Here is a 22,064-nt window from a genome sequence, read left to right on the forward strand (position 1 = left end):
ATCCCTGTTAAAACTGATGCGGATACAGGATCAACAAGTTCAACATCCTTCACAACCTTAGCGATAAATACCGCTGCAGGTTTATACTTCCCTTCCCGCAGATAATTCCGCGCTCTAAGTATTACCGCTTTCCCATAGTACTTTGAGGAAGAAACAACTTTTTCTACCTGCCCCCTGCTTAACTCGTAGTGACCCAACAAAAAATTAGCCAGTGCAATCTCGCAAGTAACACTATCTTTTTCGGCAGAACTATTATAAACCTCGAAGTATGAAGTAAACGCCAACTCATTTTTTTTGGAAAGAAAATACGCACGGGCAAGTTTTAACTTAACCTCATTCACATCGACGGTTATTACATCACCCGGGTTTGACAAGTACGATAGGCACCGCTGATACTCTATCCCCGCCTGAAGATAATCACCCTCGGTAAATAATGTATCAGCAAACCTTAACGTATGAACAGCGCTATTCTCTATTGAATACACCTGCGGAAGACAGCAGAAACACACCAAAAATATAATAGATGAAAAAATATTTTTCAAACAATTAATTTTTATATCTGTAATCCGAACAATAACGTGCTGATTATACACCCGATCCAGCTTGCTGCAGTTTCCTTTTTCTTAACAGTTTCAGTGTATCCGTCAACATAACCATTAGCATAATTCCCGGATTTCCCGCGATACTCTTCTTTAGGCGCAGCTTTATGGCTTGTTATATACGACGCTAAGACACCTACGGGCCCGCAAGCAAATCCAATCCCACCCCAGAGACACGTACTTGCTTCATTTTTCCCGGCAGCCTTACCAGAAAGAAATCCTTGCTGATAATCATTATTCATTTTATTCGGTACGTTATTCTCATCTACTGTTCCGCTGTTATCCACGGGTTTAACTTTCACCGCCTTATTTACACCGGCAGACGTATCTGATTCCAACCCAATAAGTTTCTTTACGATAACCGCTGCTATTGCTGACGCTTCCACCCCGAACTCCGCAGCCTTAACCGGCCCCTCTTTTGATGACACCTCAATTTCCCCGGTTTCCACATTCACAACTTTGGCGGTAACGTAATAACTACCCTGTATCGCCATTACATTACCAATGATAACCTTCTGGCAGTTAACAAGTTTACCCATCTGCACAGCATCTTGTTCAGTAGTAACTCCGGAATACTGCATTTTTTGTTCTTTCAATATTGTTTCAATTTGACTGCGTTCTATGATATTAAACAACCGCACTTTGTTGAGTTCTACGCGGATAAACTCACTTACAATACTCGCCTCTTCCTGCGGGACGCCTTTTCCTATAAACTCGGAAACCACAATATTAAGTTTTGACGACGCCGCAAATCCCGGGACAATCGCTGATAAAACAAACAATAACGCTACTAAACCCACCCGCCATTTCTTCACTTTACTAATTCCCCCTTTTTTTTACGATAACAATGTATTTTTCCCAACAGTTACTTCAACAACTCAGCTGCTTTCTCCGGTACCACTTCGATCGCATACTCCCCAAACCCGCGTTCCGCACCGGCAAGATGCTTAAACGGCATAATTTCAATATGCAACCGATAATACTTATTCTGTCCCGGCATCTGATGAACTATAATATTCATCGTATCAATCCCCGCACGGTCAAACATTTTTTTCAATGTTTTATCGAGTATCACCGCCATTTGTTCGAGCTCAGGTTTCTTAAGTTTTGCCAAACTCGACACTGGCAATTTCGAAACTACCCATAACTCAACCGCAGCCCGCGGCGCATACGCAGCCAGTACCATAGCGTTATCATTCTCGTCAATCACCCGTGTATTAAAACTCTTCTCTGACTGCATCAACGCATCAAAAATATTTGTCTTGTATTTACGGTAAAACTGCTTCGCGCGGACAAGTTCTTCATTAACACTGTTCGGAATATACGGCAAAGCACCCACCTGCCAGTGATAATGCGAAACTGACGCACCCCATCCGTGGTTACGAAAAACCATGGGATAAACCTTTTTTTTCTCCAGATCTTTAACAATCTTGGCTGCAGCCTGCCACGCAACAACTTCTTCGCTATCATCCAACTGCGCGATACTGACCTTATGTTCCGCGCACTCCACGATATTAAGATGCCCTATGAGCCAGGGATAAAGGTTAGGAAACGCGCGTAATTTCCAGTCGGTTTCAGTACCTATACGCACATAATCCCCTTTTGTTTCAACACAACCTGGCGTCTTATCCTCTTTCCCTTTACAGAAAAAACAATCCCTCTGCACCATCTGCATATCCATCTTCGCGATTGGCCGTTCTGCGCGCGCCATGTTAAGATGTGCCCAGTTATTCGCCACTACACTTTTCCTGCGGATAACAGGCTGAGTAATAACACCATCCTTAAAATACTTATCCAACCCCGGCGCAAGGCCTGCTTTAGGCGGAACTATCTGCACAGTCTCCTGTAATTCTATAAACAACTCTTTATCCCAAACCGGCATTTGTATAAAATCTCCTTACAACAAAAAAATTAGTTTCCTTTATTAAACTTTTTCCTGCGGTTCCACGCATTCACCCGTGCCATAGTCTTAGTTGCCTGCTTATAATCCGCTGAACGCACCATATCCGTCACATCGGAATGCCGGCGGTAATGATACAACACCTTATGCACACGCCCGACATCATATTTTTCACATGTTTTAAGAACAAGATCATAATCTTCGCCAAACGCGCCAAAATTTTTTTCATCAAACCCGCCAAACTCGCGCCATACCTTACGGTGCCACATCCTCAACGCGCCTGCACCTTCGCACCGCAGTATGTTATTACGGTTAAATTCCAGATGCTTAATCACCCCGAACTTACTCAGTACCTTACTTTTCTCATCGACAAGATCATAGTACGATACCGCAAGCCCGGTTGCCGGATGCGATTCCATGTATTTCACCATTGTCGCCAAACAATCCGGTGTATACTCATCATCAGAATCCAACTGCGCATAATACTTCCCGACACCCGCAGCAATCCCGCGGTTAAGACAGTACGCAATCGCCCCTGCGCGATAATTCTTGTTTTGTATAAGCTTAATTCGTTTATCCTTCGCCATATAAGATTTTATAATCTTAACAGTATTATCGGTCGACGCGTTATCCACCAGAATCATTTCCCAATCCTTAAACGTTTGCCTAAGTACTGACTCAATAGCTTTTGCCACCCACTTATCGCGGTTGAATACCGGCGACACAATACTTACCAAAGGCAAAAACTTTTCATTTTTACCATACTGCACTTTCGCGCTTTTATTCAAGAGAAACGTACCGGAAGATTTCAGGAAATCATAAAACGCGTTCTCAACCTCCCGCTCATACTTCTTATTGTATTGCAGATACTTAAACGCTTCAAACAGTTTTGATTCCTTACTTTCAACAACAATATTTTCGTATAACGCTTTTTTAATATGCTGGAACCACCCTTTATTATTGAACAACCTCAGCCGCAGATCATACTCTACCGCCGCGGGAAATGTAAACTTTGAGCGATACCCCCCAGCTTTTATAACCCTAGCTTTGTCAAATATTTGTATAAGCCCGAACTCAAACCGTTCCGTAAAATTACTGTTATAATCAAACATTTGTTTGAGCTCAACTTTTCCACTACCGTTATTGATGTTATAATCAGAATATACCATCACAACATTACCCTTCGCGAAACCCTTCATCATTTCCTTCTCGTAAGACGGGTATATCTTAACCTTCAACGGTACTACCGCATAGTACTTAGTCTTAACACTACGCACAACTTTATTCATCATCGCAGCGTATCCGGCATTCTGTCCTCTAACATCAATAATTGTTACACAACTTCCTTTAGGGACTGTATTAACAACATCACGCTGCAACACCGCACTGGCGCTATTCCCCGCCTTACCTGTTAACACAACAACATAAGTCAATTTTGAAGACACCACTATAAGACCCTCCTACTACACAGATTTTTATAACTTTTAAACATTACTTACTGATACTTCTTCACAATCTCAGCGTTACGGAAATAATGCAATAATATTTCCTGATACTTTTTCCCTTCAACCGCCATCGCACCGGCACCAATCTGGCACAACCCAACGCCATGACCCCAACCGGCACCGTTGAAAGTAAACCCACCCCGTTCTTTCTTCACCACAAAACAACCGCTGTAAAGATGCGACTTCGACAACGCACGGCGTATCTCCAACTCTTTTCCTACTTTAATACTCTTCTTAGTCCCAACAAATTCCGCGAGGTACAATCTACCGGACACCCCGCGTTTCAATGGGCGTATTTCTTTTAAATCCCCGAGGTCAACTCCCAGTTTCTGATGAATTATCTCACTTACTTGTTTTGTTTTATACTTAACTTCCCAACGGAAAAAATTTGTAGTTTCCTGGTCAAAATCCACGAGTATCTGGTTTAGTATAGCCTTACTCTTAAAATTGCAGTACACTTTAGGTTCAGAGAAAATAAATTTCTTCACCGCATCTTCGGTATCCAACTTTACAGCCTGTGACGCATCCTCAGAATCCCATACTCCGCGGAGATACTTCGGCTTAATCTCATCCTGCCAGGAATACTCATAATTTTCTGACCATCCCCCGCAGGCTTTATAGAACCGCGCATCACAAATTTCATTACCATCCATCAACAACATACCCCGCGTATTACTTATTGCATCAACTGCCGCAGGCGTTATTTTATTAAACCCGTGAAACCTCTGGCAATGATCGTCGTTACAGATATCGTACAAGTCATGCCCTTCCCTTCCGTACCACCGGATAATAGTATCATCTGTAACCTTCTCGTAAGTCGTATTTGGCACTTTCTCACGTGCCTGCACAATCTGTGCAAGCACCCAGCTGCGGGACATCACAGCATGAGCTTTAAGGTATTCCATTGGCGCCCTTGCGCTCATCTCAGAACTTATAACGCTGGTAACATACTTCTCAAGCGGCAATTCATTTATCACCATAATCCCGTCTTTTGTCACCAGAAATATTAATTCACCATAAAAACTTTGTTCCTGTTTACGTTCCCAATGAAACTTCCTCCCGATCGGCACTTCAAACAATACCATCATAGTTTCCGGTGTTGAAGGAACAATCCGTATCTCTTCGCTATGCACAATCCGTCCGGGCCCGGGACGGCCCAAAAATATTTTCCCTTCCATCAACGACACTTCATGTACACGCCCGATCTCCGGGTCAATCTTTTCCTCGCCTTTAGAATGCACGATCCTAAATTCGCCATCCACGCGAAAAGTTACCCTCTGCGCAGATTCAATAATCCCTACTTTAAGCCTAGGTTCTTTATCAAGATTCATAATTAATCCACTATCTTTCCGGGGTTCAAAATATTATTCGGGTCAAACACCGCCTTAATTTCTTTCATAAGCTTTAGGGTAGTTTTGTCAAACATCATCGGAAGATACTCTTTTTTCACTAACCCCACACCGTGTTCACCGGACAACACACCACCGAGTTTAACCCCGTACTCGTGCAGTTCATTGCGTACCTGCTTAAAACTCGCCCTCCATTCCGCTTCCGGGACAGACTGTATTTTCCCGTCGATATACTTCCCTTTCATCAGATGCGTATGCACATTCCCATCCCCCGCATGCCCGTAAGATGGCAGCCATACGTTATACTTCTTCTGAAGTTCATGCACAAAATTAACAAATTCCGCAATCCTTGCCGGTGGAACACAAATATCGAGTATCTCGAGCACATGCGACTTAATCGCTTCATACATATGGCTTCTGAGGTCAAGTATTTCCTTTTGCTTATTATCATTATCCGCAATAAAAACATCCAAGGCACCATTCGCTGTACACACATCAGCAACAGACTCTGCGAGTTTCATTATTTCATCTTCACTGCTTGCATCAATGATTATCATTAAATGCGCGCGGCCAAGGCCCGACGGCCATTTTTTATTCATAAAATCTTCTGTAACCTTGATAGGCTCAATCTCCAAAAACTCAATCGCCATCGGCAATATTTTATTAACTATAATCTCAGGCACGGTTTTAATAGCATCGCTCATTGACTCAAACGGCGCAACCAGTGTCATCATAGCTTTTGGAGGCGGCAACAAACTAATCGTTGCTTTAGTAATAATCCCGAGAGTTCCTTCCGACCCGGTCATTAGATGCAAAAGACTATACCCAGTACTGGTCTTAACAATTTTTCCTCCAAAATTCACAATCTCACCTGTCGGGAGAACAACCTCAATCCCGCGTATGAAATTGCGGATAACACCGTACTTCAACGCCCTCGCTCCTCCGGCATTAGTTGCAACCACACCTCCTACAGTCGCGCTTTCATCCCCGGGATGCGGAGGAAAGAACAACCCTTCTTTATGAATTTCCTTATACATATTCATCAAACTCGCCCCGGCTTCACTTACAACCATAAGATTAGCACGGTCAACTTCTATAATACTATTCATATTCTCAAGCGATAACACAATCCCTTTATTAATAGGCACGCACCCGCCCGCAAGCCCAGTTGCACCCCCACGCGGAGTTACAGCAATCCTGTATTTATTAGCTAATTTCATAACTTCAGACACCGCAACAGTATTCCCTGGTTTCACCACAACTTCAGGATACTGATGTATTTCTTCCAGAGGAAACTCATCATGCGAGTAATCAATCATCTTATCTTTTTCAGTGATAACCGCATTTTCCCCGACAATAACCTTCAATTCTTTAATAATATCATCCGTTACCTTGCCATACATAACCGCAAAATTCTCCTTTTCTATTCTCCTAAAAACGCAACAACCCCTAACCTCATTGTTCTCTAAAGATCCAGGGGTTGTTGCATCAACAACTACACATCTCCTAATCAAACTATTTACTCAGCGGTTGGCTCCATCGCCTTTTTCCCAATAAATATTTCAACTCGCCGATTCAGTGTACGCCCTTGTTCAGTTTTATTACTGCTAACAGGATTTGACGCGCCTAAACCCCTACACGAGATACGTTTTATCGGTACACCTTTTTCTATAATATAATCCGCAACACTTCTCGCACGGAGTTCAGACAACAGGTTATTCAACGACTGACTACCCACACTATCCGAATGCCCTTCCACGCGTATAGCGGTCCCTGGATACGCTTCAATAAGTTTCACGATTTTATCCAGCGTAGGATACGCAGTGGATCTCAGTGTTGACTTCCCGGAATCAAACAGTATCCCGCTCCCGAGTGTAAGTTTCAACCCTTCCGGCAACTCCTGCACCTGTACATCTTTTGACGCTATTTCTTTCACTACTTCCTTAGGCACTTCCTTGATAACTTCTTTAATAACCTCTTTTACAACTTCCTTAACTACAACCTGTGGCGGAACATCCACGGTTATATTAGCTTCCGCTACGGCCTGGTTTCCTGCGTTATCAAACACAAACAATTTTGCGGTATACTTCCCGTTCGGTACAATTTGTTTGTAATAATCATCCTTGCAGTCCCACATAATACTGTCCTGTTTACCCATATCAAACTTCCGCGCTTCTTTACCGTTTGCATCAAATATTTTAATAATCGCATTAGCCACGCCGTTATCGTCGCTCATATTAAACTTAAATAACGCAAATTCATCTTTACCATCATTATCCGGAGTTACGACATAGGTACTAGCTGTAATACTCGCGGTAGGAACCTTTGTATCAACAATGATTTGTTTAAGCGTTGAGCTTGGTATTGTTTTCCCAGCCAAAGTTTTTACAACCAACCCGTAACTATACTTACCATCAGGAAGAACTTTATTATTCTTATCAGTAACATCCCAGGTGATAACCGGCACAATTGCGCTGGTACTTTCATACACTCTCACAACATCCACATCCCGTTTAATCTCAAGTTTCCAGGATTCAAGATTTTTTTCTGAACACATAAGGTTAATATCTACGGTATCACGTTCTTTATCCCCGTTTGGCGACACATACTGCTGAGCGTTAACATCAACATTAATTTTCTTCTCAATAACCTTCTGTACCGGCGGCTTGCCCCAAGCAAGATTCACACCAACCCTATGGCTCCCGATATTTTCTTCATTTAACGTCATAGAATACAGTAAAGCATAATCAATCCGCAGTTCATTCTCAGCGCTTAGTTTCATGATATAACTAGCTCCACCTGAAACACCCTGTTTCATATCATACCCAGCGCGTACAGCAATCGGCTGTCCTTTTAACCAAGTTTCCACACCAAAATGCAGGTTCATAAAATTATCCTGTGACCCCCAGCTTTGCATACGGTAACTCACATCCGCTGCAACAACAGTTTTCGGATCAATCTTGTACCCCATCCCGGCACGCATCTCCATAGGAACTTTATCCTCATACTTCAACCCAACATTAGGCTGAGTAAGGTTTTTCCCGATAATACCGATTGACAAACTATCACCCATATGCCCGAGCACACCGGCATCCACACTGATACCGCCAGACGAACTTCCCGCTTTCACGGTTAAGTCATTACGATCCGTGGACCTTGTCAGGGTATCTTCATCCCATTTAAACGTTCTCATCAAATATTTTGCATTCAACCCGGCATACCACTGATCCTTAGAATTTGAAGAACCCGATATTTTGGTACCATACCCGGCAATCAGCATGTTCTCCAGATACAAAGAATTTACATCAAAGTTCGTAACGGTAAGGCCTACGGTACCGCTGATATCTTTCCAAGGATACGCCAATGTCCCATGCATCAATCCCCAGTCATTATTTGGCAGGTTCATATACATCTTTGCGTACATAAAATCAGCTTGTGTACGCCCAACCATCCCTAACCCCGCAGGGTTCCAAATCGACGCATTAGAATCATCGGCAATACCCGTAAACGCTCCACCCATACCCATAGGACGCGGGCCAAACCCGTAATCCCAAAACGCTGAGTATCCAATGTTGACGGCAAGAAAGGATATACCGATTACCGCAATAACTACCCTTACGTTTTTCAGCATTTAACGTAAACCTCCACTTTCATTTAATTAATTTGCAATCTATCAAAACACACTATTCAATAACTACCAATTTATTTCGCGATTATCAATGTCCCGTAGATATAGGTTCCATCCTCTGTCTTGGCTTTATAGATATACGGCCCGGACTCAATATATTTCCCACTGGAATCCTTACCATACCAGGTAATCACCGGCGTCCCGAGATCTGCTTTATCTAATGTTATCACAACAGCGCCTCTGACGTCAAAAATTTCAACCTTATCAACTGTCCCGCCAAACGTTGCACCGGTTGTATTAGTAATAAACTTCTGTTCAGGTTTAGCCGGCTGTTCCTGTGATCCGGCTATAAACAACCCGTAAGTCCCCATTTGCCCGGCTTTCACGGTAACAGTATTAGTTTCGGGATCAACTTCACCGCCATATAAAATCCATTTTGCACCATCCCAATAATATACGCCAAGCTCTTCCTCATTAGCCTCGAGCTCACTCCCGTTCATAAGTTCTACATTCCCGTCGTTATCCGCATCGAAGTACAATAACACCAAATTCACCGGTGTTTCAAACGTTTTAGTTTCCGGCCCAAACGTATATACTGCCATAGGCCGCCCGCTGTTATACTGTGTATCCACTACATCACCTGCCGGCGACTGCACCTGGCTATCTTTTTGTTCAATCGTCAGCACCACACGTTCCCGTAACGCGCCGGTAACCAAATTTATCCCAACATTACCGTCACTAGGATTAGCGTCGTACACCTTATAAACACCTTCATTAACATTTGACCATACAGTCTTAGTTTCAACCTCAATCGGTTGCGGGACTGTTATCCCATTATTTGGCGCTATGACTTCATTCACACCGTCAGTTGCAGAAATATAATACTCAATCCCACTTGCAGTAACATCGCTTCCCGGAATAACAGCACTACATTCTGTCCAATACGTCGTCCCCTGCTTTAACGGCACAAAATCTACTTGTTTGTATGTAGTCTGTCCCTTAATGCGATAGAACAACTTTGCAGAACTAACTCTAATATTGTCAGTAATATCAACTCCGGAAAGGACAACCTTATTTCCTGCTAAACCAACCTTAGATTCAGAATTCTCGTTTTTAACAATCAAAACCCTTCCTGCGATCTTCAAAGACAAATCTTCTTTATTATACTTAACCTTAGGTTTCTCAGTATCATTAGCACTAACCACTGTTGTTGCTTCATTTGAAGGATCTGACCAGTTCGCCAAAACTTCATCACGTGTCCACACTGTAAACCTATACGCAAGCCCGGGGGTAAGGTTTGATACCGCATATATCTGTTCAGTTCCTGCAGTAGTATTCGTACTGAATACCACACCATTATTCCCCTGTACGATATCTGCACGGTTCCAAGTTGTAAATTCAGAATCCCCTTCAAATGTCCACTGTATCGCAACCTGGCCACTAACAATATCTCCCGTTTCTTCGTCATCACCTTTTGAGGTCCATGACAACAATACCGTACCGATATTAGTACCTGCTTCCGCCTGAAGATCTTCCACCGCACTAGGCGCAGTACTGTCAGTAGTCGCCTGCGGAATTGAACTTGGAGAATTAGAAATCGCTGACCAAACAGACTCATCCCTTGTCTTGACAGCGAAATAATACATACTCCCAATTGTAAGATTACCAACAACAAGATTTTCTGTTATCCCCGGTGCTTGCGGGACAGGCGGAGTTGAAACACTTGTTGCAGTATCCCAGTTTGCTTCAGTAATCTCAGCACCGATGTTATAGCGAATATCATACAACTGTGCCTGCCCGGTATTCCCATCATCTCCCGGCGCTGTCCAGGATATTGAAATTTCACCTGCAGTCCCACCTTGCGCAGCAACAAGATTAGCGATAGCGCCTGGCGGGGTAGTATCCGAAACGGATGACCGTTGTGCCGGTGCGGACGGAGAATTTGACACTGGCGACATATTCTGTCCCTCATCCTCTGTAACTATTGCAAAGTAATACGTCACACCTTCCTGAAGAGTATTCAGCGTAACAGTTTCCGCAGAACCCGCGATTTGAGGAGTCGGCATAGTAACTCCGGATAATGTTGAAGCAGTATCCCAATTATCATCATTTATCGTACCTTCAAGACTATACCTCAACTGATACGCTGTTGCCTGGCCTGTATCACTATCATCCCCCGGTGCGGTCCAGGTAAGCACTATAGTCCCTGAATTAGTCCCAGTTTCCGCTGCGAGGTTAGCTATAAGCGCCGGAGGTACCGTATCCGCGGTCTGTGCAGAAGCCGATGCAGAATTTGAATCCGCAGACCAGTTACCCGCGTCATCCATTGCCCATACACGAAAATAATAAGTTGACCCTTCAGTAAGCCCTGTAACAGTACGATTTTGTACAGCACCAGGTGTTATATTAGCAATATCATACTGAACCTGTACCGCGGTTCTATCCCAACCTGCATCAGAACCTTCAATATACTGTATACCATAAGCACCGTATAACGGTCCGGAAGCACCATTATCTCCCGGCGCTGACCAAGTAAGACTTACATCCCCGGAATTACTCCCGGTTACCGCTGCTAAATTATTAATAGCCGACGGTGCAACAGTATCCGGCTCCGGAGCAACACCAAAACCAAAAGAAAGATCCGCAGCATTATCTGAAACAAACGACGCACCGCCAGTAGTACTGGTAACCAATTTCGCACTTGCTTTATTAAAAGTTGCATTTGGAAATGCCGATCCTGTAGATGTAGTTGCAGCCGTTTTTGGCGCGTGTATTTTGTATCCGCTTGCAGACGAACCTGTTGAATTAAACACCAACCTATATTTATGCATATTCAACAACGTTATATTCGGCGTAATTAACGCAGTCTTCCATTCATACGTATTCACTGCAGTTATAGCTGCGCCGGCAGTAAGTGTCCCTGTCTTAAGAGAAATTGTCCCGGAAGTTATATCAAACAACTCATAATTCAAATCCCCAGCCGGTGATGCCACTTCTTTTGTAAGATATGCTGTTATACTTGAAATAATAACATCCCCCGCGACATTGTCCATCATAAACTCTTCACCCGCAACGTTAGTCCCGTAAATACTGGGATCCACGTTGTTACTCAACGGGTTACCGTACAACTTGCCATCTGAATACACTGTCAAAAACATCGGTGTAGTACGTGCAAGGTCCGCCCATGCAGTACCGGAATACCGCCGTGCACGCGCATTAGCATCCTTTGTATTATGTAACGACATTGTATTCATTGTCCCGGTACCTGATTCATCCGGCGACCCAGAAGCGACGTACATATACGCGCTTGTCGTCCCTGCGGTTGATGCCTGCTGAACAACTATATGATAAATCGTTCCTTTAGTAACCGCTGCGGGTGCTCCGAGCGCAACTTTAATCCATCCGCTGGTGGTTGGATCAATTGAACCCGGTGAAGAACCCGATACCCAAGTTCCGCTGGGATTTCCGCTGCTGTTAGTCTGGATACCAATCTGATACGCCGGCGGGTTCCCTACAACACTATACATATAAACAGCAACCTCGGTAATATTTCCGGTATACCCAGCCGTAAACCTCAACCCAACGCGTTCCCCGGTGGTATCAAGCATACACCCACCCATATTGGACGCAACCATAACAGCTTTCAACCCATAAAAATTCGTTACCGTCATAAGATCACCGCCGGAAATATGATGTGCCGGTGCAGAAGCATGGTTAGACTCACCTGAAGAATTACCTGTTTCATCGACAGTCCACACACTGAAATAGTAAGTAACCCCCGCGGTCAAACCCGACGTTATTTTATATGAAACCGGAGTCCCTGCGACAACAGAAGTAGAGATCGTAATTTGCGCGCTTGCAGCACTCCATGGCCCGTCGGTAGTTAAGTACTGTATCTTAATCTGGGCACCGGACAAATCACCTGCCATACCATCATCCCCGGTTGTTGTCCAACTTAACTGTATACTTGCTTCAGTACTACCCGTTGCTACATTAAGATCCGCGATATCCCCGGGCGCTGTTGAATCCCCAACACCAGGCGGTGTAGCGTAAGCAGCGAGTGTATTTGAAATATTAGAATAATTCGGCACTTCATCCACGGACCATACCGCAAAATAATACGTATCCCCTGGCGTTAAACTTCCAATAACACTCATCTGCACAGAACCCGGTGTCACTCCTGAAGTTGAGATACTAACCTGCGCGGAATTATAATCCCACGGCCCGTCAGTCGTTGAATACTGTATTTCGTATGACCCGGTTAAGTTACCTGTATTCCCATCATCTCCCGGAGCGGTCCACGTTACGTTTACCTGCCCGGAATTAACGCCCGGTACAGCAGTGAGGTCAACAACTGCAGACGGCGCAGTCGTATCCGCTGCTGCAGGAGGCGTTGCATAAGTATTAGCAGAATTAGAATCTCCTGACCAGTTCGGCACTTCATCTGCTGACCATAAACGGAAATAATATGTAGTTCCGCCGGTTAGGCCGGTAACGGTATATGTTTGTGCAGCTGCCGGAACAATACCAGATATAGTATAAGACCTTTGGGCAGAAGCTCTTGCCCAACCTGTATCTGCTGTAAGGAACTGAATATTATATCTTCCAGTAAGATTCCCTGTATTAACATCATCCCCCGGTGCTGTCCACGTAAGCACAGCTTCCCCTTCATTAGTTCCCGGTGAAGCAGCAAGATTTACTACAGCCGCTGGAGCGGTAGTATCCGTAACCGGCGGCGTTGGCGGTGTAGTGGTAGAAAACCTAAAAACAATATCAAACCCATAATCTACTTTCCAAGTTGGCGATGCAGCGGTAGAATTAGTTGTACGAGTACAGTTACTTGTCACCCCGCCATAACCTCTTTGATTATACGCAGAAGTTGACGATGTGACTGCTGTATAATTTGTACAAATAAAATAACCCTTGGTTACAGACGTATCGGTAGTCCTGAAATACAACCTATACTTTTTATTCATTTCTAAACACACTTTAGGCAGGGTAACGGATTTCCATTCCCATAAAGCCGTCCTTGAAAATCCGGTTATGGTACCGCTGGATATCAACGTTCCGGTAGCAAACCTCAACTCATAAATCAACGGTATTGTTGGATTACCGAAGGACGATACATAAATTTCAAACTTATTCACCCACATGTTATAGGTAGAATTATTAACAATAAACTCTTCCCCTACGCCTGAACTTTTGTAAACACCAAAACCGCTTGATGTTCCATACGACGCATACGGCATACCTTCATACGACCCGTCGGAATATCTTATAAGATAAATCGGCTGCGGTCCTGCTAAATTACCCCATACTCCTGTAGTAGGATCGCGCCTCATCGCCGCGGCATTGGTATCTGAGACGTTAGCATACGGAATTCTTTTATGTGCCGTAACCTGTGACCTTACCTGAATATTATTTGTGGTAGACGGCGCAGTAGTTCCCTGCTGGACAACCAAATGATACACTGTACCGGCAGTAACAGACGCAACAGAACCAAGCACTGCAGACGCCCAGCCGGTAGCGCTAGGACTAAACGCACCGGAAGCACCCAGCCATGTCCCACTAGGATTCCCACTGCTATTACCCTGTATCCCAGCGACATACGCCGGCGGAGTACCATTCCTTTGGTCAACATAAACATATACATGCGAAATTGACGCTGTTTTCTGTGCGGTAAACCTCATACTTACACGTTCACCATTGGTATCCAACTTACACGCACCAAGAACGTTCTGTGAATAAGCTTCATTCCCGTAATACGCCGCTAATCCTGTTGTTACCATCCCTAACAACATTGCCAGCACTAAACAAGCAACTCTAACTGTTTTACCCACGTTTCTTTTCCTCCTGAAAATGAACTAAAATAAAAATATTTTTAAACAATACCTTATGCCCTTAACGACCCCATCCCAAGCCCACGCATGAGAAACCTCTGAAATGAAAAAAAGATAAACACAATCGGTACCGCAGAAATTGTTGCGCCTGCCATTAATAACCCGTAATCCCTTACCTGCTGTTCCTGCAGTGTCGCTAATCCTACGGATAATGTAAACTTATCCGGCGAGTTCAATACCACCAACGGCCATATGAACGAGTTCCATTCAGTAATAAACACAAATATCGCTAATGCCGCAAGTACCGGCTTAATTAACGGCAAAATTATCCGCCAATAAATCATGAAATCAGAACACCCATCCAACCGTGCAGCTTCTTCGATATCCACCGGCAATTCCTGTATAAACTGTTTCAACATAAAAATCGCAAACGGTTGTGGTAACGCCGGAAGAATTACTGCCCAGTAACTATCAACAAGATTCATCTGCCGTACCATAAGATATAACGGCACCATAACAATCTGGCTGGGAATCATCACCGACCCAAGAACTAGAGCAAACAAGAATTTATTCCCGGGAAACGACTTTCTGGCAAACGCATACGCTGCCATACTCGCCGAAAATAAAGTGTATAGTGTTACAATAAAGGTTATCAATAAACTATTGAGGAACCACCGTGAAATCGGTGCTGCATAAAACACGCGTTTAAAATTCTCAAGCGTAAGATGCTGCGGAAATATTCTTGGCGGCATCCTTGTAATCTCAGCTTCCGGAGTGATAGCTGTGATGAACAACCAGTACAATGGCAGAAAGACAAGTATCCCAATCAATGTCAGGACAACATAATTAATCAAATTCTTATACTTAGACTTCTTAAACATACTCAGTCTTTCCTTCAAGCCACTTAAATTGGACCAATGACATCACTACTATACAAACAAACACAACCAATGCCTGTGCTGCCGCAATCCCGAACTCCCAATCATCAAATGCGCTAAAATAAATTAACGGTATTGCCATAAACGTAGAATACCCCGGCCCGCCTTTAGTCATAACATAAACCTGAGTGAACACCTGAAACGACGCTATAGTATTCATCACCAAAAGATACAACGTAGTACTTTTTAATAACGGTATAGTAATCTTTGTCCATTTTTGTAACCCTGTTGCGCCTTCCATCCCCGCAAGTTCGTACAACGATACCGGAATATTATTCATTGCCGCTAAGTAGATAATAACCCCTGCCCCGTGAACCGTACACACCGCCATCAACATTAAACTAACCATAGCCGTCTGCGTATCAGTCAACCACGGCACCAAATTCTGGCTATCAATAATCCCAAGCTTAATAAACAACTGGTTAAGCAACCCGTAATTAGGATTATATAACCATCTCCACACCATTGCCATCACTACCAACGAAATAACACCGGGCAAATAAAACGCTGCACGAAATACTGTCTGTGCGCGGTCCGCTAACGGATAAATCAATGTAGCAACCACTAAAGATATCAATACAGTAAACGGTACACGTACAATTGAATATACTAAAGTGTTTTTCATTGAGATCCAAAACACCGAACTCTTAAACACGCCGAACTCGAAATTCTTTAACCCCGCCCAATACGTTTCCCCTGCAAGTCGGTAGTCCAGAAATACCAAAAATATTGCCTGTAACAACGGATAAAACAAAAATATAAAAAATACTGACAACGCAGGAAGTATCAGCAAGTACGCAAAACTGTTCCTCTTAATATCCGCCCATGACTTAATAATGTAATACACAAGATACGCCCCGGCAGAAACAAGCAGTAACGCGACTAACACATTAAACCACACGGGGATAGGCACACCTTTTTTTACCGATGCCGCTACTGCCAAAGTAGCATCAATATCTCTTTCCGGTGCGGACAACCCTTCTTCTATCCCCACTTTACCAAGCAAAATTAACTGTAACTGCCTGAATATTTTGTCATCAATTTCCAACCAATCCCGATGCGGCGGTGTAATGATACCATTGGCAACAACTTCCGCCCCGCGTGACATCGCAGTATCAGCAGTATATAAATTCCCGGTAGATTTTCTTGTCGGAAAAGAGGAATACACGTAAACCGCTTTTTGATTTTCTGTATTAGTAAGATACTGGCAGAGTTCAACACACATTTTTTTCTTCTCCGGATCCTTTTGTTTTAACACCAGAAAACCGGTACACCCGACAAACGTAATATTTTTTCCACCGGCAATAGTGGGATAATGCATAATCTCAAAATCAAACCCTGCTGATTTTTTAGGATTCCTTAACGCCTGTACCGCCCACATACCCCAAGGCGCCACAGCAACCTTTTCTTCCCGCGCAAACATCTGCCACATATCACCTGAACTCAACGCCGCTGACCGCGGTACCACTGCATGATATTTGGTATCCAGCTCCAACAACTTCTTTACCCCGGATACACCTTCAGGAGAGTTAAGCGTATACTTTGACATTTCCTTGTTAAGTATAGCCGCTCCGTCACAGAGAAATACCGGCCATACGTTAGGCGTAAACTTTTCAATCGTATACCCAAACCCGTAAACATCAGTCTGCCCATCGCCGTTAGAATCGTAAGTCAACTTCTTTAATATATCAACAAACTCGTCATAAGTCCATTTCCCATCAGAAGGAAGTACGACCCCGCGTTTAGCGCATATTCTTTTATTTACAAACAACACTGACCCGGAGCTAAGCCATGGAAATCCCCATACACGAAACTTCTCATCCCCCGCTTTTTTATGTGTAAACGCCTCGATTGCACCCGGAAAATAATCTTTTAAGTCATCAGGCGTTAAATACTCATCCAGCGGTTCCACCACACTATTATCAATCGCCTTAATCATATTAGCCAACGGTTCTGCAGTTACATCAGGATAATCATTAGCAGCAATCGCGATTTGTTTTTTTTGTACACCGCCATCCCATGAAAGTTTGGTGAGCTCTACCTTCACCCCGGGATGAAGTTTTTCAAACTCAGCAATTTTTTCGAGTACCCACCCAAACTTATCCTGTTGCGGGCCATACGACCAGCGTGGATACTCCCATAATTTGATAACGATCTGTTTCTTTTGTTCCGCAGCGGCACACGGCAATACTGCTGTTAATACACAAGACAATAATATTGAAGACATAGCCAATGTAAAAGCAAACACGCGGATACCCGCGTTTACCGGCTTGTAACCACTTTTCTTTATTCTACTGTTGATTGAGACAACCTCTAAATTCATTCCCTACACTTTGTTGTTAGAACTTAAAATTCATTCCAACATAATGATTCTGGTATGACACTAACCCGCCCATTACCTGAAAAACATACGCATAATTCGCTTCCATCTGCCCGAATGCAAACCCTGCTCCGGCAGAACAATTCAATGACGACTGTGTATCCATTATATAATTAACCCCGCCCCGCACGTTTAACTGTTTCATAAACACATTTTTTTCAATCCCTGCGCTAATCTCAGTACCTTCCGTAGGGTTCATAACAATATCCGCAGTAACAAACCCCGGCGACTTCTGTGGTAAACGATACGCCATCCCTGCGCGTATAATCATTGGCGCTTTATTTTCAGCAGACGAATTAATTGCGATATTCGGCTGGTTAACATTCTTCAACGAAATACCGATATCAATATTTGACATTGCCTTAAACACGGCACCGGCATCCAGAGCCACTCCCTGCGCTTCAGTCCCAGCAGAAAAATACACGTCATTCGCCACTTCATCACCTTTATACGACGCTTTTAATAATTTAACTTCCACCCCGACAGTAAGTTTATCGTTAACAGACTTCGCAGCGGCGATGCCCATAGTATCTTCCGCATACATCCCTGAGACTGACATATTCAACCACCTACCGGCGATTGTAATACCAGCCGCCTTTAACGGCATCCCAAACGCCACCATCCCCTGTGTCACAGCCCCGCCTTCAACCCCGGGTGCGATTTGGTAAAATGCAACCCCCGCCTGCGATGTCACCAACCCAAAAATCCCTGCCGGATTACCAAACACATTATTAACATCACCCGTCAACCCGCACGCACTACCCCCAAGCCCTACGGCACGTACACTTGTAGCGAACTCGGTAAACGCTGCATTACAGGTTGTGATAGTAAAAGACAATACAACTACAGCAAACAGCCAGGTTTTCAATACTCTATACATTGTTACGACAACTCCTTCTTTAAACAATTTAATTAATTTTATTTAATTATAAACGTTATTACAAGCAATTTTTCTGGTTTCACCTCAAAAACATATTTACTTAGCCACTACTACCTGCCCGCTACGCGTTTTCCCTTCATATTGTATTTGATAAAAATACACACCGCTACCCACCGCGCGGTCAGACATATCCGTCCCATCCCATAACACAGTGACTTCACTTGCTGCGGAGGATAACCGGCTAACTTCCTTCACTAACCTACCTTTGATATCGTATATAACAACCTTAACCGCGGGACTACCCCCCGCACTCACGGGAAGATTAAACTTAATCTGTAAATCCTTCTTAACACCATCCGTTGTTGTGGGAGTATAAACTCTCGCGCTTAGAGTAACGTTTGACAACGATTCATTAGGTTCAAGTTCATTATTAATCTCCACCTGTGCGCCAAGTTCAATATACACACTTTTACTGAACGCTTTGTAACCCATATTATTAACTTCCACCTGCCAATACCCGGCAGTACGTACATTACTAACCATGAACCTTCCATCGGTATCAGTCACAGCTATCATCACCACATTATTTTTTGTAAGTGTCACAGTTAACCCTGAAATACCAGTATTACTTGTTTTATCAAGAAAACGCCCGCTTAGTGTACTCCCTTTTGCTTCGGTTAAATTTACCCGTAGTTCAACACTTTCACTTTCAAGCGTAATAGTATCCGAACTTGTACGGTATCCATATTTACTAACCGACACTATATAATCGCCGGTACTAAGATCAATAAACTCATAATTCCCGTTATCATCCGACGTAGTTTTAAGTTCTCCCGGATTCAATACACACTCCGCACCGGGAATTGTTGACAACCCAGTTTCATCATAAATTGTACCGTAAACCCTACCCCCCACAGCCCCTGTTTTAGGAGACATAGCAAACTCCAATTGCACGGTTGCCCCGGAAGTCAGGTTACAGGTTGACACAACAACTTTATACCCACCGAGAGAAACTGTCACAGTATGACTCCCGATAACAAGATTTTCGAACCTCGCATCTCCTGATGCATCGGTAACAAGCTGTGTCATTTCCGGGCTCAGTAAACACGCTGCACCGTTAAGCGCTGCGCGGGTAGACGCATCACGTACAGCCGCAACGATTACACCCTTACTAATCCCAGCACCATACGGTTGAAGAATAACGTTTATCCGTGTCTCCTGCCCGGTAGTAAGAGTAATTATTTGACTAAAAGTCTGATACCCCGCAACCGTGACTACCAGATAACACCCGCCTGCTGCTAAACCTCCAAACCCGTACCATCCGTCAATATTGGAATACACGCTGATATTATTCGCTCCGGAAAGCTGGCACTTGGCATTATACACCGGTGCCCCTGTATTTTTATCTGTAAGATACCCCCATAGTGTCGCGTAGGTACTGACGACAAGCTCAAAATCTACTGTCGAAGTAGTATTAACCACGCCGGTAAATGTAGAACTTTCGGTATTATACCCGTTTACAGTTACGCTAACAGTATAATCCCCGCCTTCCAATCCGATAATACTATACATCCCATCCGTCCCCGTTGTAGCCGTAAGATTATCCGGAGCCACAACCACTGAAACTCCAGAGATCGGCGATTTTGTGATTAAGTCCTTGACGGTACCATTAACACTGCAGGTAGGCAAGCCCGTCCCTGCTGTTGCCTGTGCAGGTGCTGATGGTGAATTTGATATTTTTGAAGAATCAGCGGTATCATTTTTTGATTGAACACAAAAATAGTACGTCACTCCAGCAGTAAGATTACTCAACACATACTCTTCCCTAGCATACCTTTTTTTGGGAACCCAGGTTTGGGTATACGTCGTTGCAGCATTAAATTTAGTTTTAGTATCAATCACACTGGTAGAATACTTAACGACATACGTTTTTGCCGGCTGCATCGTACCATCTTCCCCCGGTGCGGTCCATATAATCTTAACTGTACCAATAGCCGTCCCCGTATTTGCCTTAAGGTCAGTAATTGTAGAAGGCAATTCATAATCCGTAATTCCAAGATAATCGCAGATACCTTTATAAGTTGCCTGTGCGAGTAACCTTCTTCCTTTTTCGTCGGTTAACGCTTTTGTATCGTCCAAATTTGTATGAAACCCGTACTCGATCAACGCACTTGGCTTCTGCACCCCGCGCACTTCCCACCATTTCCAGTTCGCCTGCCACACCCCAAGCGCATTGTAGGTAGTCTTCCACCCGGAATCATAGTACGTTTTCATAATACTAAGCTGCTTTGCTGCCAAAGCTTTCGCAAAATTATAACTATTTGTAATATTTGACGTATGCTCATTAAAATCCCCGCCGTCATAATCTGACGCATCAGTAGAATTATTATCATTATCGCACAATACCACTACCCCGCGTGATGAAGCGGAACTGGTAGCATTTGAATGCATGGAAAGATACAGATCGCACTTATTAAATTCCTTACGTTTCCAGTTAGCATAATACGTGCGGCTGCGCAAACTCTTACTACTTTCCCCTGACGCCCAGGACGCGCTGTAAACCGTAGCCGGTACATTCTCACTGGAACGATTTACATAAAAATAATACCGTGAACTTATTTGCCACCACGGATAATTTGCTGCGATTGTCACAGTTGACGGATCCGGCCCTTTCCCTGTATACTTATCGCTATTCTTAGAACTCATATCCCTAACCCAGTGAAGCCCAGCGCCAGCATCTTCGAGATACGTCTTCACATGCCGTGCAATGCAGTAATTATTCAAATCTTCAATCATCCCTAACTGCGCCTCTCCGCGTTCCGTCGCCCACCGCGTGAGAGTTGAATTCCACACCCACCCATGACCAGGGCTGCACACAATATTTTTCCCGGTCAACGCTCCGGCATCAACCTCTACTGTCCCTGCAATCAATAGCGCAAAAATAATTAAGACGCTAAAACCACACCAGGCTACCAGTTTCTTCATTTTTACTTACACTCCTCTATAATACGAATAAATTTAAAATATCATTCTTATAAAGTTACA

At 43.8% G+C, this 22,064-nt stretch carries 12 protein-coding genes; all 12 read right to left on the bottom strand.

What is annotated here, in order from left to right; translation table 11 throughout:
* On the bottom strand, positions 1 to 542 hold a 542-nt coding region (locus WC955_06405), incomplete at its 3' end, for a hypothetical protein (protein ID MFA5858680.1).
* A gap of 11 nt (positions 543 to 553) precedes the next feature.
* Positions 554 to 1,414 (bottom strand): CsgG/HfaB family protein, encoded by an 861-nt coding sequence (locus tag WC955_06410; protein MFA5858681.1) that lies wholly within the window; start codon positions 1,412 to 1,414, stop codon positions 554 to 556.
* A 50-nt stretch (positions 1,415 to 1,464) separates the two neighbouring features.
* Positions 1,465 to 2,481 (bottom strand): hypothetical protein, encoded by a 1,017-nt coding sequence (locus tag WC955_06415; protein ID MFA5858682.1) that lies wholly within the window; start codon positions 2,479 to 2,481, stop codon positions 1,465 to 1,467.
* Positions 2,482 to 2,510: 29 nt separating this feature from the next.
* Positions 2,511 to 3,944 carry a glycosyltransferase gene (locus tag WC955_06420; GenBank protein ID MFA5858683.1) on the bottom strand — a complete coding sequence of 478 codons (1,434 nt, stop codon included), beginning with the start codon at positions 3,942 to 3,944 and terminating at the stop codon, positions 2,511 to 2,513.
* A 50-nt stretch (positions 3,945 to 3,994) separates the two neighbouring features.
* Positions 3,995 to 5,335: a SpoIID/LytB domain-containing protein gene (locus tag WC955_06425; GenBank protein MFA5858684.1), complete on the bottom strand. Its 1,341-nt coding sequence runs from the start codon at positions 5,333 to 5,335 to the stop codon at positions 3,995 to 3,997.
* Positions 5,336 to 5,337: 2 nt separating this feature from the next.
* Positions 5,338 to 6,756, bottom strand: a complete 1,419-nt coding sequence (locus WC955_06430; protein MFA5858685.1) for an FAD-binding oxidoreductase — start codon at positions 6,754 to 6,756, stop codon at positions 5,338 to 5,340.
* 116 nt (positions 6,757 to 6,872) lie between these two features.
* Positions 6,873 to 8,984, bottom strand: a complete 2,112-nt coding sequence (locus WC955_06435) for an OmpA family protein (protein MFA5858686.1) — start codon at positions 8,982 to 8,984, stop codon at positions 6,873 to 6,875.
* Positions 8,985 to 9,055: 71 nt separating this feature from the next.
* The gene (locus tag WC955_06440; GenBank protein MFA5858687.1) at positions 9,056 to 14,821 is read right to left on the bottom strand and encodes a hypothetical protein; all 5,766 of its coding nucleotides are present in this window, start codon (positions 14,819 to 14,821) and stop codon (positions 9,056 to 9,058) included.
* Positions 14,822 to 14,874: 53 nt separating this feature from the next.
* On the bottom strand, positions 14,875 to 15,702 hold the full coding sequence (locus WC955_06445; protein ID MFA5858688.1) for a carbohydrate ABC transporter permease: 828 nt from the start codon (positions 15,700 to 15,702) through the stop codon (positions 14,875 to 14,877).
* Positions 15,695 to 18,082, bottom strand: coding sequence for an extracellular solute-binding protein (locus WC955_06450; GenBank protein MFA5858689.1), 2,388 nt, complete (start codon positions 18,080 to 18,082; stop codon positions 15,695 to 15,697). The genes WC955_06445 and WC955_06450 overlap by 8 nt, the downstream gene beginning before the upstream one ends.
* Positions 18,083 to 18,098: 16 nt before the next feature.
* Positions 18,099 to 19,019 (bottom strand): type IX secretion system membrane protein PorP/SprF, encoded by a 921-nt coding sequence (locus WC955_06455; protein MFA5858690.1) that lies wholly within the window; start codon positions 19,017 to 19,019, stop codon positions 18,099 to 18,101.
* A 96-nt stretch (positions 19,020 to 19,115) separates the two neighbouring features.
* Positions 19,116 to 22,004, bottom strand: a complete 2,889-nt coding sequence (locus tag WC955_06460) for a carboxypeptidase regulatory-like domain-containing protein (protein ID MFA5858691.1) — start codon at positions 22,002 to 22,004, stop codon at positions 19,116 to 19,118.
* Positions 22,005 to 22,064 lie beyond the last annotated feature (60 nt).

The organism is Elusimicrobiota bacterium, from assembly GCA_041658405.1.
In the GTDB taxonomy this organism is placed as follows: Bacteria; Elusimicrobiota; UBA5214; order JBBAAG01; family JBBAAG01; genus JBBAAG01.